The 13,718-nt window shown below is 73.2% G+C and carries 16 protein-coding genes; 10 read left to right on the forward strand and 6 right to left on the reverse strand.

From position 1 onward, the window contains the following. Positions 1 to 128: 128 nt before the first annotated feature. A complete protein-coding gene (locus ACPOLA_RS17305; RefSeq protein WP_435771749.1) occupies positions 129 to 1,058 on the reverse strand; it encodes a DUF5995 family protein in 930 nt (309 codons plus the stop codon). A 53-nt stretch (positions 1,059 to 1,111) separates the two neighbouring features. Here ACPOLA_RS17305 and ACPOLA_RS17310 point away from each other — a divergent pair, with 53 nt between their 5' ends. Next, positions 1,112 to 2,290, forward strand: coding sequence for a cystathionine gamma-synthase (locus ACPOLA_RS17310; protein WP_435771750.1), 1,179 nt, complete (start codon positions 1,112 to 1,114; stop codon positions 2,288 to 2,290). 10 nt (positions 2,291 to 2,300) lie between these two features. Beyond that, complete coding sequence (locus ACPOLA_RS17315; protein ID WP_435771751.1) at positions 2,301 to 3,749, forward strand: AI-2E family transporter; 1,449 nt, start codon at positions 2,301 to 2,303, stop codon at positions 3,747 to 3,749. 12 nt (positions 3,750 to 3,761) lie between these two features. Here ACPOLA_RS17315 and greA read toward each other — a convergent pair whose 3' ends face one another. Next, positions 3,762 to 4,274: a transcription elongation factor GreA gene (gene greA / locus ACPOLA_RS17320; protein WP_435771752.1), complete on the reverse strand. Its 513-nt coding sequence runs from the start codon at positions 4,272 to 4,274 to the stop codon at positions 3,762 to 3,764. A gap of 119 nt (positions 4,275 to 4,393) precedes the next feature. Then, a complete protein-coding gene (locus tag ACPOLA_RS17325) occupies positions 4,394 to 4,804 on the reverse strand; it encodes a DUF4307 domain-containing protein (RefSeq protein WP_435771753.1) in 411 nt (136 codons plus the stop codon). 41 nt (positions 4,805 to 4,845) lie between these two features. On the opposite strand from ACPOLA_RS17325, the gene mca reads away from it, so the two are divergent. The 3 genes from mca to ACPOLA_RS17340 are packed head-to-tail and all read left to right on the forward strand — an operon-like array spanning position 4,846 to position 6,635. Then, positions 4,846 to 5,745, forward strand: coding sequence for a mycothiol conjugate amidase Mca (mca, locus tag ACPOLA_RS17330; protein ID WP_435771754.1), 900 nt, complete (start codon positions 4,846 to 4,848; stop codon positions 5,743 to 5,745). 12 nt (positions 5,746 to 5,757) lie between these two features. Beyond that, a complete protein-coding gene (locus tag ACPOLA_RS17335; RefSeq protein ID WP_435771755.1) occupies positions 5,758 to 5,991 on the forward strand; it encodes a hypothetical protein in 234 nt (77 codons plus the stop codon). After that, on the forward strand, positions 5,991 to 6,635 hold the full coding sequence (locus ACPOLA_RS17340; protein ID WP_435771756.1) for a LysE family translocator: 645 nt from the start codon (positions 5,991 to 5,993) through the stop codon (positions 6,633 to 6,635). The genes ACPOLA_RS17335 and ACPOLA_RS17340 overlap by 1 nt, the downstream gene beginning before the upstream one ends. On the opposite strand, the gene ACPOLA_RS17345 is transcribed toward ACPOLA_RS17340, so the two are convergent. Next, complete coding sequence (locus ACPOLA_RS17345) at positions 6,620 to 7,228, reverse strand: TetR/AcrR family transcriptional regulator (protein ID WP_435771757.1); 609 nt, start codon at positions 7,226 to 7,228, stop codon at positions 6,620 to 6,622. The genes ACPOLA_RS17340 and ACPOLA_RS17345 overlap by 16 nt on opposite strands. Positions 7,229 to 7,272: 44 nt before the next feature. On the opposite strand from ACPOLA_RS17345, the gene ACPOLA_RS17350 reads away from it, so the two are divergent. Together ACPOLA_RS17350 and ACPOLA_RS17355 are read left to right on the forward strand one after the other, a co-directional pair. Beyond that, on the forward strand, positions 7,273 to 8,556 hold the full coding sequence (locus ACPOLA_RS17350) for an oxygenase MpaB family protein (RefSeq protein WP_435771758.1): 1,284 nt from the start codon (positions 7,273 to 7,275) through the stop codon (positions 8,554 to 8,556). 82 nt (positions 8,557 to 8,638) lie between these two features. Continuing rightward, entirely contained in the window at positions 8,639 to 9,016 is a 378-nt protein-coding gene (locus tag ACPOLA_RS17355; RefSeq protein WP_435771759.1) for an MmcQ/YjbR family DNA-binding protein, read from the forward strand. A 3-nt stretch (positions 9,017 to 9,019) separates the two neighbouring features. On the opposite strand, the gene ACPOLA_RS17360 is transcribed toward ACPOLA_RS17355, so the two are convergent. Continuing rightward, complete coding sequence (locus ACPOLA_RS17360) at positions 9,020 to 9,691, reverse strand: PaaI family thioesterase (protein WP_435771760.1); 672 nt, start codon at positions 9,689 to 9,691, stop codon at positions 9,020 to 9,022. Positions 9,692 to 9,770: 79 nt separating this feature from the next. On the opposite strand from ACPOLA_RS17360, the gene ACPOLA_RS17365 reads away from it, so the two are divergent. Both ACPOLA_RS17365 and ACPOLA_RS17370 read left to right on the forward strand, forming a co-directional pair. Further along, a complete protein-coding gene (locus ACPOLA_RS17365) occupies positions 9,771 to 11,456 on the forward strand; it encodes an acyl-CoA synthetase (RefSeq protein WP_435771761.1) in 1,686 nt (561 codons plus the stop codon). Then, a complete protein-coding gene (locus ACPOLA_RS17370; protein WP_435771762.1) occupies positions 11,449 to 12,225 on the forward strand; it encodes an enoyl-CoA hydratase-related protein in 777 nt (258 codons plus the stop codon). The genes ACPOLA_RS17365 and ACPOLA_RS17370 overlap by 8 nt, the downstream gene beginning before the upstream one ends. Positions 12,226 to 12,229: 4 nt before the next feature. On the opposite strand, the gene ACPOLA_RS17375 is transcribed toward ACPOLA_RS17370, so the two are convergent. Continuing rightward, complete coding sequence (locus tag ACPOLA_RS17375) at positions 12,230 to 13,126, reverse strand: alpha/beta hydrolase (RefSeq protein WP_435771763.1); 897 nt, start codon at positions 13,124 to 13,126, stop codon at positions 12,230 to 12,232. A gap of 86 nt (positions 13,127 to 13,212) precedes the next feature. Between ACPOLA_RS17375 and ACPOLA_RS17380 the strand changes: the two genes are divergently transcribed. Continuing rightward, positions 13,213 to 13,713, forward strand: coding sequence for a TspO/MBR family protein (locus tag ACPOLA_RS17380; RefSeq protein WP_435771764.1), 501 nt, complete (start codon positions 13,213 to 13,215; stop codon positions 13,711 to 13,713). Positions 13,714 to 13,718 lie beyond the last annotated feature (5 nt).

Raw genomic sequence — 13,718 nt, forward strand, 5'->3', positions numbered from 1 at the left:
GGGCGTTAGCGTGGGACACGAAGGCCTCCGGTTGTGAGATGCGAATGCTTGGTCGCTTCACACCTCACCCGGAGGTCTTCGTCATCGTCCAGCAGGCACGCCGTACCTAACGTCCGTGGTGAGTACACCTAGCCGTCCCGGCCGTGCTCGGCGCACCAGGCGTCGCGCTCGGCGGGCCTCGCGACGAACACCGACCGGATCAGCATCGCCTGCAGGGCGGCGTAGGTCTCCAGCTCCTTGCGCGCCAGCCGCTGCTGGTGGGGCGTCCGGGCCAGGGTGAGCAGCTCGGCGTGCCGCCACACCATCTCCCGCCAGCCCCGCATGATCACCCCGGCCACGGTCTCCTCCAGGGTGCCGGCGTCGATGTCGTCGAAGGTCGGGTCGAAGCGCCGCGCCTCCTCGGCGAAGACCGGCGCGTAGAGGCTGTCGAGACGCTGGTTGTAGCGGTCGTGGTCGGCCTTGTGGCTGCCGCGCGGACCGGCGAGACCCACCTCCGCGAGGACGTAGGGGAAGTCCCGGTTGATGTGGGCGTTCATGGCCAGCAGGAAGTTGCCCAGCCCGCTCATCGCGCGGTCGTCCTCCGCCTGGAGCGCGATCCGCCAGGCGGCCGGGATGCCGGTCCGGTCACCGGCATCCCACTTGCTGGTCACGTCGAAGTAGAGCTCGGCGAAGACGGCGTCGACCCGGTTGAGCCACTGCCGGTCGGCGAAGTAGCCGGACCGCACGGCGTCGCGTACGTTCTCGGTCACCCGCAGGTAGGCCAGGGAGAAGACCGCGCCGTGGGCGCAGCTGGCGCTGAGCCGGTCGAGCCGCTCCTCCATCCGCACGATGACCTCGTCGATGCACGCGTCCGCGCCGTCCGCGCACACCTCGCCGGTGTACGGCGCCGGCGGCACCGGGATCGGCGGCAGCAGCCCGACCACCGCGTCCAGCGGCGGCAGCACGATGCCGCGGACGGGGTCCGGGTCGGTGTCGTCGGCGTGGGCGGGCGACATCGCAGCGGCGAGGGAGAGGGCGGCCACGAGCAGGACGACGAGCGGGCGGGTGAGGGGCGTCACGTGGGCACAACGGCCGGCGCCGCTCCCGAGGTACGCCTGAGTACGCTCGAACGGTGACCCAGGAACCCCAGGAGCGCAGCCAGAAGAGCGGCTTCGAGACCCGCGCCATCCATGCGGGCTACGAGCCGGACCCGACCACCGGTGCGGTGATCGCGCCGATCTACGCGACGTCGACGTACAAGCAGGACGGCGTCGGCGGGCTGCGCGGCGGCTACGAGTACAGCCGCAGCGCCAACCCCACCCGCACCGCGCTCGAGGGCGCCCTCGCGGCGCTCGAGGAGGGCGAGCGCGGCTTCGCCTTCGCCTCCGGGCTGGCGGCCGAGGACACGCTGGTCCGGGCGCTGTGCCGGCCGGGCGACCATGTCGTCATCCCCGACGACGCCTACGGCGGCACCTACCGCCTGTTCGACAAGGTCGAGCAGGCGTGGGGGCTCGGGCACAGCCCCGCGCCGGTGAGCGACGTCGACGCGGTGCGCGCCGCGATCCGGCCGGGGGAGACCAAGCTGGTCTGGCTGGAGACGCCCACCAACCCGCTGCTGAACATCGGCGACATCGAGGCGCTGGCCGCGGTGGCGCACGACGCGGGCGCGCTCCTGGTCGTCGACAACACCTTCGCCTCGCCGTACCTCCAGCAGCCGCTGACCCTCGGCGCCGACGTGGTGGTGCACTCGACGACGAAGTACGTCGGCGGGCACTCCGACGTCGTGGGCGGCGCGCTCGTGGTCCGCGACCTCGAGGTGGCGGAGAAGGTCGCCTTCCACCAGAACGCGATGGGCGCTGTCGCCGGGCCCTTCGACGCGTTCCTCACCCATCGCGGCATCAAGACGCTGGGGGTGCGGATGGACCGGCACTGCGACAACGCCGAGCGCGTGGTGGAGTTTCTGAGCGCCCACCCTGCGGTGGACTCCGTGATCTACCCCGGACTGCCCGAGCACCCGGGTCACGCGCTGGCCTCCCGCCAGATGAAGCGGTACGGCGGCATGGTGTCCTTCCGGGTCGCGGGCGGCGAGGAGCAGGCGCTCGCGGTGTGCGACGCCGCCGAGGTGTTCACCCTGGGCGAGTCGCTCGGCGGCGTCGAGTCGCTGATCGAGCACCCCGGCCGGATGACCCACGCCAGCGTGGCGGGGACCGACCTGGAGGTGCCGGCGGACCTGGTGCGGCTCAGCGTCGGCATCGAGACGGCGGACGACCTGATCGCCGACCTCGACCGCGCCCTCGGCGTCACGGTCTAGCCTTTCCGTCGTGACGAGCGACGGCCCCGAGGGCCCCCGGGGCCCCGACGGCACGAACGAGCCTGCCGAGGCCGAGGAACGACCCCGACCGGCTGAGCCCGGGCCGGACCCCCACACCGAGTCCCACACCGGGTCCCACGCCGACCCGCACACCGACGACGCCACGGAGCACGCCCGCCGCCGGCGACGCCTGCTGCGCCTGCGGGGCGACCACGGCGACGTGGACGGCGAGACCGCGGAGGAGCGCGCCGAGCGGGAACGCGAGGAGACGCTGCTGCGCCGCTTCGCCCAGCAGTGGGCCCTGGTGCGGGAGGAGCGACGTGCCGAGCCGGCGCCGGTGATGTCGGGCCCGTCCAACTTCCGGCGGGCCGAGGTGCCCTTCGGCCTCGACCTCGCCGCCGGGTGGGCGTGGCGGCTGCTGATCATCGCCGCGGCCGGGTGGCTGCTGCTGAAGCTGGTCGCCTTCTTCGCCGTCGTGACGGTCCCGTTGGCCGTCGCCCTCCTGATCGCCGCGCTGGCGTCACCGTTCGTGCGCGCGCTCATCCGGGTGGGCTTCCCGAAGGGCCTCTCCGCGCTCCTGGTCGTGATCAGCGGCTTCGTCGTCGTGGGTGCCCTGCTGACGTTCGCGGGCCAGCAGGTCGCCGCCGGCGCCAACGACCTGGCCGAGTCGACGGTGCAGGGCCTGCAGGAGATCCGCGACTGGCTGCGGGACGGACCGCTCAACGCCAGCGACTCGCAGATCAACCGCTACATCGAGAGCACGCAGGACATGATCACCGAGCGCTCGCAGAACGGCGAGGTCGTCGGCCAGGTCACCGCCTTCGGGTCCGCCGTCACCCACGTCCTCGCGGGGTTCTTCATCGCGCTGTTCGCGACGTACTTCTTCCTCGCCGACGGCGACCGGATCTGGTCGTGGATCGTCCGGCTCGCCCCCCGTGCCGCGCGGCAGCGGGTGGACAGCTCCGGCCGGGTGGCCTGGCTCTCCCTGACGCAGTTCGTGCGGGCCACCGTGATGGTGGCCCTCGTCGACGCGATCGGGATCTCGATCGGTGCCGCGATCCTGGACGTGCCGTTCGTCCTGGCGATCGGGGTGCTGGTGTTCCTGGGCGCCTTCGTGCCGATGGTGGGCGCGACGGTGGCCGGCGCCGTCGCGGTGCTGGTGGCGCTGGTCGACCAGGGCCCGCTGACGGCGCTGCTCATGTTCGCCGTGGTGATCGGCGTCCAGCAGATCGAGGGGAACGTGCTCCAGCCGTTCCTGATGGGTCGCTGGGTCTCGCTGCACCCGCTCGGGGTGATCGTCGCCATCGCGGCCGGCGTCCTCGTGGCGGGCATCGCCGGGGCGCTGGTGGCCGTGCCGCTGGCCGCCGCGGCGAACGCCGTCGTCCTGCACCTGGCCGAGATGTCCGAGCCGCCCGCTCCCGAGGGAGTGGGCGGCCCGGAGGAGCCTCGACCGGCCTGAGCCGGCGGGAGGTCAGCCGGCGTAGGGCTTGGCGTCCAGGATGACGACCTTCATCTCCTTGCCGTTGGGCGCGGTGTAGCTGACGGTCTCGCCCTTGGTGCGGCCGTTGATCGCCTGGCCGAGGGGCGACTGCGGGGAGTACACCGTCAGGCCCTCGGGCTCGATCTCGCGGGCGCCGAGGAGGAAGGTCTCCGCCTCGTCGTCGTCGTCGCCCTCGAACTTGTAGGTCACGACCATGCCGGGCTCGACGACGCCGTCGTCGGGGGGCGTCTCGCCGATCTCCGCGCGGCGCAGCATGTCCTCGAGCTGGGCGATGCGTCCCTCGTTCTTGGCCTGCTCCTCGCGGGCGGCGTGGTAGCCGCCGTTCTCCTTCAGGTCACCCTCGTCGCGCGCAGCGCTGATCGCGGCCACGATCTCGGACCGCTTGGTGCCCTTGAGGTGCTCCAGCTCCGCCTGCAACTTGTCGTAGGCGTCCTGGGTCAGCCAGATCGTGTTCTGTCCGCCGGCCTGCTCGGTCTGCGTCATCGCGTTCTCCTGTGCTGCTGGACTACTCGAGGGTGGTTCTTCTGACAGGTACCCGTCCGGGTACAGAACGTACGAGTCTACCAACCCGGCGCTGTGCCGCCGAGTCGTCGTACGAGGGCTCAGCGGGGGCGGGGCTGGCCCTCCGCCGTGCAGCCGATCCACTCGACCGTCGTCGCCCGTCGCTCGGTCCGCACGTCGATCTCGTGGACGGCGCCGGCGTCGGGATCGGGCTCGTAGGTGGTCTCGCCGACCACCGCCTTGTCGTGGGCGAGCGCACGGAGCCGGCAGGTCGCGTCGACCGGGTCGTCGCCGTAGGCGATGCGCACCTTGATGGTCGCCCGGTGGTCGTCGACGATCTCGTGGCCGATCTCCTGCGACGACACCGCCGGGTCGGCGTGGAAGACCGTCGCCCACGCCAGCCAGCCCAGGAAGGCGACCGTCAGCGCACCCGCCACGACCAGCACCACGAGCCGGCCGCGGCGCGACGGCGCGCCGTACCGCTCGGCGAGGGAATCGGGCGGGGTGCTCACCGGTTCATGTTCGCATGCCGTCGATTCCTACGATGGGGCGCATGCCCACCCCCCACGCGCCCGAGACCGACCGCCGCGGGCTGCGCCTGATGCACGTCCACGCCCACCCCGACGACGAGTCCAGCAAGGGGGCGGCCTCGACGGCGAAGTACGTCGCCGAGGGCGTCGACGTGCACGTCGTGACCTGCACCGGCGGCGAGCGGGGGTCGGTCCTCAACCCCAAGATGGACCGCCCGGACGTGTGGGAGAACATCACCGAGATCCGCCGCCAGGAGATGGAGCGGGCGCGCGACATCCTCGGCATCCGGCAGGACTGGCTCGGCTTCGTCGACTCCGGGTGGCCGGAGGGCGACCCGAAGCCGCCGCTCCCGGAGGGCTGCTTCGCCGCGCTGCCGCTGGAGGAGGCCACCGAGCGGCTGGTCCGGCTGGTCCGGGAGTTCCGCCCCCACGTGATGACCACCTACGACGAGCGGGGCGGCTACCCGCACCCCGACCACATCCGCTGCCACGAGGTCAGCGTGGCGGCGTTCGACGCCGCCGGCGACCCGGACCGGTTCCCCGACGCGGGGGAGCCGTGGCAGCCGCTGAAGCTCTACTACCACCACTCGTTCAACCGCCCGCGGATGCAGGCGCTGCACGACGCGATGCTCGAGCACGGCCTGGACTCACCGTGGGGCGAGCGGCTCAAGGAGTGGACGCCCGAGCCGGACTGGGACGCCCGGATCACCACGCGGGTGCCCTGCGCCGACTACTTCGGGGTGCGCGACCAGGCCCTGCTGGCGCACGCGACGCAGATCGACCCCGACGGCTTCTGGTTCGCGATCCCGCGGGAGATCCAGGAGCGGGTGTGGCCCACGGAGGACTACGAGCTGGTCAAGAGCTTCGTCGAGTCCTCGCTGCCCGAGGACGACCTCTTCGCGGGCGTCGACCCGACCGCCTGAGACACTGGGCCCATGCACGCCCTCCTCGTCACCGCCGCCTCGGTCCTCCTCGCCGCCGAGGAGAACAAGCCGAAGGACGAGGACGTCGTCGCGGGCTGGACCGGCTTCGTCGTCTTCGTCTTCCTGATCCTGGGCGTGGCGCTGATCGGCTGGGCCCTGACCCGCAGCCTGCGCACCGCCGACCGCGCCCGCAGCGCCGGCGTGTACGGCGACGAGCCGCCTGCCGAGGACGAGAAGGCCGAGTGATGGTGGGTCTCGACCAGCTGGTGGGCTTCGGCCTCGCTGCGCTGGTCGTGATCGTGATCCCCGGCCCGAGCGTGGTCTTCGTCGTCGGCCGGGCCGTCTCCTACGGCCAGCGGGTGGCGCTCGCCAGCGTGGCGGGCAACACCGCCGGGCTGTTCGTGGTGATGGCGTTGGTGTGCCTCGGGCTCGGCGCGCTCGTGGCCGAGTCGCTGGTGGTCTTCACCGCGATCAAGCTCCTCGGCGCGGCCTACCTGGTCTGGCTGGGCGTGCAGGCGCTGCGGCACCGCAAGGAGATGCGGGTGGGCGCCGCCGGCGCACGGGTGCCGCTCACCGGCTGGGTCGCGGCGCGGCAGGGATTCGTCGTGGGCGTCTCCAACCCCAAGGCGTTCCTGATCTTCGCGGCCCTGCTGCCGCCCTTCGTCGACCGCGGCGGCGACAGCCCGGTGCCGGCGCAGATGTTCGTGCTCGGCGGCCTGGCCGTGGTGCTCGGTCTGGCGTGCGACTCGGTGTGGGCCCTCGCCGCGGGCCGGGCCCGGGCGTGGTTCGCCGGCTCCGCGCGACGCGGCAGCCTGCTCGGCGTGGTCGGCGGCACCTCGATGATCGGCCTCGGGGTCGGCATGGCGCTCACCGGTCACGAGAGCAGGTAGCCGGTCACCAGCGCGACCATCTCGTCGACGAGCTGGTCGCGGGCGACGTGTGCCGGCTCGTCGAGCACCCAGCGCATCGCGAGGTTCTCCACCGCGAGCACGACCACCCACGCGGCGACGGCGGGCACCGGGCGGCTGCTCGTGCCGGGGCGCGCCACCAGGTAGGTGGTGGCGAGCTCGCGGACCCGCCGCTCCAGCGCCGCGCGCCGGTCGCGGCTGCGGTGGACGGGCAGCTGCTCGGCGACGACGCGCAGCAGTGCCCGGTCGGCCTCCAGCGCCGCGACGAGCGCGTCCGCGGTGTCGCGGACCATGGCCGGGCCGAAGTCGCCGATCCGGTCCGCCAGTGCCGCCGCGACCCGCTCGGCCACCTCGTCCCAGTAGCGGTCGACCACCACGTCGAGGATCGCCGCCTTGTCGGGGAAGTACTGGTAGAGCGACCCGGGGCTCACCCCGGCCGCGGCGGCGACCCGGTTGGTGCTGAACGCGTCGTACCCGTCGCGGACGAGGACCTCCCGACCGGCCGTGACGAGGCGCTCGACCATCTGCCGGGAGCGCGCCTGGCGCGGCGCCCTCCGCATCGGTGTGGGGCTCATGACGCGAATTGTATGCGAGCGATCACTCGCGTCAGGATTGCTGCATGACGACGGACGCTGCCCCCCGCCCCGCCGGCCCCCGTGTCGCCTCGACGTCGCACGGCTACCCGAGGCGCTTCCGCGCCGGAGCCGAGCGCAACCGGCGGATCGGCCGGGCCCTGAAGGTCGTCGGCCGGGTGAAGGCCGTCGACGAGCGGCTGCTCGACCGGATCGGCCGGGCCATGCTCGAGCGCGACGAGCTGGGCGCGCGGCTGGCAGAGGCGATCCGATCGCGAGCAGGACAGCCGGGCAAGGTGACCATGGAGCAGTTCCGGCAGGCCCTGGAGTGGGGCGTCGGGTCGGTGCCCGACGCGCCGCCTGCGCTAGTGGACTTCTTCACCGAGGTGGAGACCGAGCCGGACTGGCTCGACTGGGAGGTGGTGGAGAGGGGCGGCCGGATCTTCCAGAGCCTCGGCCAGAACGCCTCCGACGTGCTCCTCCAGCTCTCGCTGGTCGGTGGCTACCGGTTCGGCGGGCCCACCGACCTGCTCGTGGCGACGGGCGGGCTCACCGGCGAGCAGACGCTCCGCCGGCTCGCCGAGACCCAGAAGTGGGGCACCAGCCTCTCCGACCCCGGCTCGCTGCGCCCGCCCCGCGACGGCCGGCCCTCGGGCGAGGGCTGGCGGCTGACCGTGCACGTCCGGCTGATGCACGCCTTCGTCAATCACGCCTTCGAGCCCCGGTGGGACGTGGAGACCTGGGGGCTGCCCATCAACCAGGCCGACCAGGCCTCGACCCTCGGCCTCTTCGACGGCGTGCTGCTGATCGGCTCCCGCGCCCTCGGGGTGCCGATCCCGGCGAAGGACTCCCGGGCGCTGATGCACCTGTGGAAGTGGGTGGGCCACCTGATGGGCGTCGACGGCGACTTCCTCGTCGACGACGAGTGGGAGCGGCACCGGATCAACTACCACGTGCTCCTCGCCCAGGGTGAGCTCACCGACGCCGGCCCGCAGCTGGCGCGGGCCGTGGTGGAGGCGCAGGCGCTGCGCGTCTACCCGGGCTGGCCGAGGCCGCTGCAGGGCCTGCGTGCCCGCTACGAGCGCGAGCGGCTGCTGTCGATGCTCACCGTCTTCCTCAGTCCCGACAGCATGCGCGAGTTCGGCCTCCCGCTGCGGCCGCCGTGGGCGCACGCCTACGTCCTGGTGCTCAACACGCTGCGCTACCGCGTGCTCGGCCGCACCGCTCGGGGCCGGCAGTGGCTGTGGGAGTGGGGCGGCCGACGCAGCCAGCAGATCCTCGACAGCTACTTCGTCGACGGCAGGCAGGACGTGGGCGAGCTCAAGGCCTGACCCCCGGCCGGCTCGGCCGGCTCGGCTCGCTCGGCTCATTCGGTCAGCGGCGCCTGTCGGCGGCCTGTGACAGATTGCGGCCGTGCCCCGTCCCACCCGACCCGACGTCCCGGGCCGCTACCTCGCCCGGCTGCGCGCGATCCTGCGGGCGCTGCCGGAGTGCCACGAGGAGGCGGCCTGGGTGGGGGTGCGGTGGCGGGTGGGCACCGCGACGGTCGCCCACGTCTTCGGCGGCGAGGACCAGCTCTTCCGGATCACCTTCCGCGCCGAGCCCGACGAGGTGATGGCCTTCCGGCACCTCGGCGCGCCGTACTTCAAGGCCGAGTGGGGAGGCAACGTCGTCGGGCTGCTGCTCGACGACCACACCGACTGGGCCGAGCTCGGCGAGCTGCTCACCGACTCCTACTGCATCCAGGCGCCGCAGCGGCTCGTCGCGAAGGTCGACCGGCCCGCCGGATGAGGCTCACCCCTCGGCGAACCTCGCCCAGCCCCGGTCGCTCTCGTCGACCGGCGCCCAGCTCGGGATGATGAACAGGCCGGTGGCCTCGACGGTGGGCTTGCCGTCGGGGGTCGCGAGGTGCGCCTCGACGGTGATCTTCCGGCCGGACTCCGAGGCGATCCGGCTCTCGATCCTCAGCGGCCCGAGCGGCGTTCCGCGGCGGTAGCGCAGGGTGAGCGTGCCGGTCATCGTCAGCCGCTTGAAGCCGCTGGCGGTCTCGCCCATGATCTGGTCGAGCAGCAGGGCCGCCACCCCGCCGTGCACCATCCCCGGAGGGCCCTCGTAGGCCGCGCCCAGCACCACGTCGGCGTGGGCCTCGCCCGAGCCGGTGTGCACGATCTCGAGCGGCGGCGCGACCGGGTTGCGCTGCCCGACGACCGCGTTGCCCCAGTTCCAGGAGCGGCCCTCGGCGTTGTAGCGCACCCCCGCCGGCCCCGGCAGCTGCGCGGCGCGGAGCCGGGCGACGAGGGCGTCGACCTCGTCGCGCACGGCGAGCACCTCGTCGTCGTCCACGGTGCTGCGGATGGTGGCGTCCACGAGGTCGCGGACGGAGTCGGTGAGGCTGGCGACGATCCTCTCCCGACGGTCGACCTCGTCGGTCGGGGTGTCGTCGAAGAGGAACATCTCCATCGTCATCGCGCAGTCTCCCTCCGCCGCAACAGGGCCGGGAGCCAGCCTGTCACAGACTGGTCACCTGTACAGTAAGTTGTCCAGTATGACGCAGGCCACATCTCCACCGGCCTTCCCGGAGCTGGGTCCCGACGGCTTCAACCTCGCCACCGTCGTCGAGACGCTGGCCCATGCCGTGCCGGACCGCGAGGCGCTCGTCTGGCGCGACCGGCGGCTCACCTTCGCCGAGCTGTGGGAGCGCGCGCTGAGGATGGCGGCGTTCTTCCACGGCCGCGGACTCGGCTGCCACACCGAGCGTGCGCAGCTCGCCGGCCACGAGTCCGGCCAAGACCACGTGGGCCTCTACCTGCGCAACGGTGACGAGTACCTCCCGGCGATGCTCGGCGCCACCCGGGCGCGCGTCGCGCCGTTCCCGGTCAACTACCGCTACGTCGCCGAGGAGCTCCGCTACCTGCTGACCGACGCCGCCACGAAGGGGCTGGTCTACCACTCGGAGTTCGCGCCGGTGCTCGCGGACGTGCTCGCCGACCTGCCCGGCGTCGAGGTGCTCGTGCAGGTGCCCGACGAGACCGGCCACGGGCTGCTGCCGGGCGCGGTGTGGTGGGAGGAGGCCGTCGGCACCCCCGTCGACGCGTCTGCGCTGCCCACCCCGAGCGGCGACGACGTCTACCTGCTCTACACCGGCGGCACGACCGGCATGCCCAAGGGCGTGCTCTGGCGCAACGACGACATCTTCATCCAGGCGATGGGCGGCACGCCCTACGGCACCACCACCCCGCACGCGTCGTACGACGCCGTCGCGACGTTCGCGCAGGAGGGCACGATGGCCCTCTCGCTGCTGATGCTGCCGCCCTTCATCCACGGCGCCGCGCAGTGGGGGTCGTTCAACATCCTCGTGGGCGGCGGCCGGATCGTGATCCCCGACAACGTGCGCACCTTCGACCCCGCCGACGTGCTCGACGTGACGGTCCGCGAGGGCGTGGCGGCGATCCCGGTGGTGGGCGACGCGATCCTGCGGCCGATCCTCGACGAGATCGAGCGGGGGGACCACGACCTGTCCGGCCTGATGGCGGTCAACAACGGCGGCGCGCCGCTGACGCCGGTGGTGCGTGAGCGGCTGCTGACGGCGCTGCCCCACATCATCCTGCGTGACGTCGCGGGCTCGTCCGAGACCGGCATCCAGCTCTCGTCGATGTCGCTGAAGGGGATGGAGTCGCAGCCGGCGGTGTTCGAGCCCAATGTGGGGACGGCGGTGCTCGACGACACCCTGCAGCACGTCCTCGACGAGCCCGGCGACGGCTGGCTCGCGCAGCGCGGACGGGTGCCGCTGGGCTACCTCGGCGACGCCGCCAAGACCGCCCGCACGTTCCCCGTGGTCGACGGCGTGCGCTGGTCGGTGCCGGGCGACCGAGCCCGGCTGCTGCCGGACGGCAGGGTCGAGCTGCTCGGCCGGGACAGCGTGACCATCAACTCCGGCGGCGAGAAGATCTTCGCCGAGGAGGTCGAGCGGGCCGTGGCCGCGCACCCCGCGGTGCGGGACGTGATCGTCGTCGGCCGTCCCTCGGAGCGCTGGGGGAGCGAGGCGGTCGCCGTCGTGCAGCTCGAGGCAGGCGCCGAGGTGAGCGACGAGGAGCTGCTTGCGGAGTGCGCCAAGCACGTCGCCCGCTACAAGGTCCCCAAGGCCGTCGTACGACGCCCGGTGATCCAGCGGTCCCCGGTCGGCAAGGCCGACTACCGGTGGGCGCGGGCCCAGGTCGGCTCCGGTGACTGACGGAGCAGCGGCCGAGCCGCCCGCCGTCCGCACGATCCGCGTCGAGCGGACGCTCGTCATCGGCCTGGACCGCCCCGCGAAGCGCAACGCCATCAACGGCGCGGTCACCCGCGGTCTCGACGAGGCGCTCAACCTGCTCGAGGACGACGACGACCTCTGGTGCGGCGTGCTGACCGGTGGGCCGGAGGTCTTCTCCGCCGGCGCCGACCTGGCCCAGGGGCCGGGGGAGCCCACCGAGCGAGGCGGCATCGCCGGCATCATGTCGCGGGTCCGGCCGAAGCCGCTGGTCGCCGCGGTGGAGGGCTACGCGCTCGGCGGTGGTCTGGAGCTGGTGCTGTGCTGCGACCTGGTGGTGGCGGCCCGGGACGCGGTGTTCGGCTTCCCCGAGATCCGGCGCGGGCTGATGCCCGACTTCGGCGGCGCGTTCCGGGCGCCGCGCCTGCTGCCGGCCAACGTGGCCCGCGAGATGCTGCTCACCGGCGAGCCGATCGACGCCGCGCGCGCCGAGCGGCTGGGCTTCGTCAACCGGCTGGTCGACCCGGGCGCGGCGCTCGACGTCGCGCTGGGGCTCGCGTCGTCGATCTGCGGCAACGCCCCGTTGGCGGTCCGGGAGACGCTCGCGGTCGCCAACCGGGAGATTCACGGCGACGAGACCGCCGACTGGGTGGCCAGCCACGCGGCCCACGAGCGGCTGCTGGGGTCCGAGGACGTCATGGAGGGCGTGGCCGCGTTCTTCGAGCGGCGCGACCCGCGGTGGCGGGGCCGCTGACCCGTCAGTCTGCGCGCTCGTCGAGCCGCGCGCGCAGCCAGCCACCCATCGCCGCGACGGCCTCGGTGGACTCCCGCATCATCCCCGCGTAGAGGTGCGCGACGTGCCAGAGCCCGTCGAGGCGCTCGTAGGTCACCGTCACGCCGGCGTCGCGGGCCCGGTCCACCAGGCGCTCGACGTCGTCGATCAGGATCTCGTCGCTGGCACCGTGCACCAGCACCGGCGGCAGGCCGGAGAGGTCGGCCAGCAGTGGCGAGACCTCGGGCCGGGTGACGTCGTCGCCGCCGTAGTCCCGGGCGCAGCGCTGCAGCCAGCCGCGTGAGAGCAGCGGGTCGTCGACGGCGTCGGCGAGCCCGTCCAGGCGCAGGTCGGGCCACGGTGAGATCAGCGCGAGGGCGCGGGGGAGCGGCAGGCCCTCGGCGCGCAGGCGCAGTGCGAGCGCCAGGGTGAGGCCGCCGCCGGCGGAGTCGCCGGCCACGACGATGCGCGGCGCGGGGACGCCGAGGTCGAGCAGGGCGCGGTAGGCGGCGAGCGCGTCGTCGACCGCGGCGGGATAGGGGTGCTCGGGCGCGAGGCGGTAGTCGAGGAGGTGCGCGACGACGCCGGCCGCGTGGGCGAGGTGCGCGGTGACGGCGCGGTGGGTGGTCCGCGACCCGACGGTGTAGCCGCCGCCGTGCAGGTACAGCAGCACCCGGTCGGGGTCGCTGGCCGGCGTGGCGATCCGGTCGGCCGGCCGTCCGCCCAGCTCGCCGGGCTGCACCCGGGTCCCCTTCGGGAGGATCGCCAGCCTCGTCAGGCCGTCGATGATCGCGCGCTGGCGGCGCGGCGCCACGCGGTCGCTCAGCACCGGCTTGACGACGGTCCGGACGACGGCGCGCATGACGGGGCGAGGGATCTGCATGGACGCATCCAACCAACGACCGGCGCGGTCCCGACAACGCGCCCCCGGGCCGAATGACTGGCGAGGCCCCCGGGTACCGGACGGTGATGGATGGAGGAACGACGACCTGGACCGACGGAGCCTCCGGCAACCGGCAGCCGTGGGTGGTGCTCGCGGGCTTCCTGGCCGCCGTCGCCGTGGCGGCGGTGGTCGGCACGCTGGCCGCGGCCGACTCCCGAGAGACCTACCAGCGCCTGGACCTGCCGGCGTTCGCCCCACCGGGGTGGCTCTTCGGTCCGGTCTGGACGGTGCTCTACGTGCTCGTGGCGGTCGCCGGCTGGCTCGCCTGGCGACGGGCCGGCGTGGACGCCGCGTTCACGGCGTGGTGCGTGCAGCTGGTGCTGAACGCGGCGTGGACGCCGCTCTTCTTCGCCGCCGAGCGCTACTGGCTGGCGTTCGCCGAGCTCTGCTTCCTGTGGGCCGCCATCGTGGTCACCACCGTGCTCTTCCGCCGGCGCTCGACGGCGGCGACGCTGCTGATGCTGCCCTACCTGGCCTGGGTGACCTACGCCGGCGCGCTCAACCTCGCCATCGCGCTGGCCAACTGACCGCG

The organism is Nocardioides proteolyticus (assembly GCF_051280635.3).
Classification (GTDB): Bacteria; Actinomycetota; Actinomycetes; order Propionibacteriales; family Nocardioidaceae; genus Nocardioides.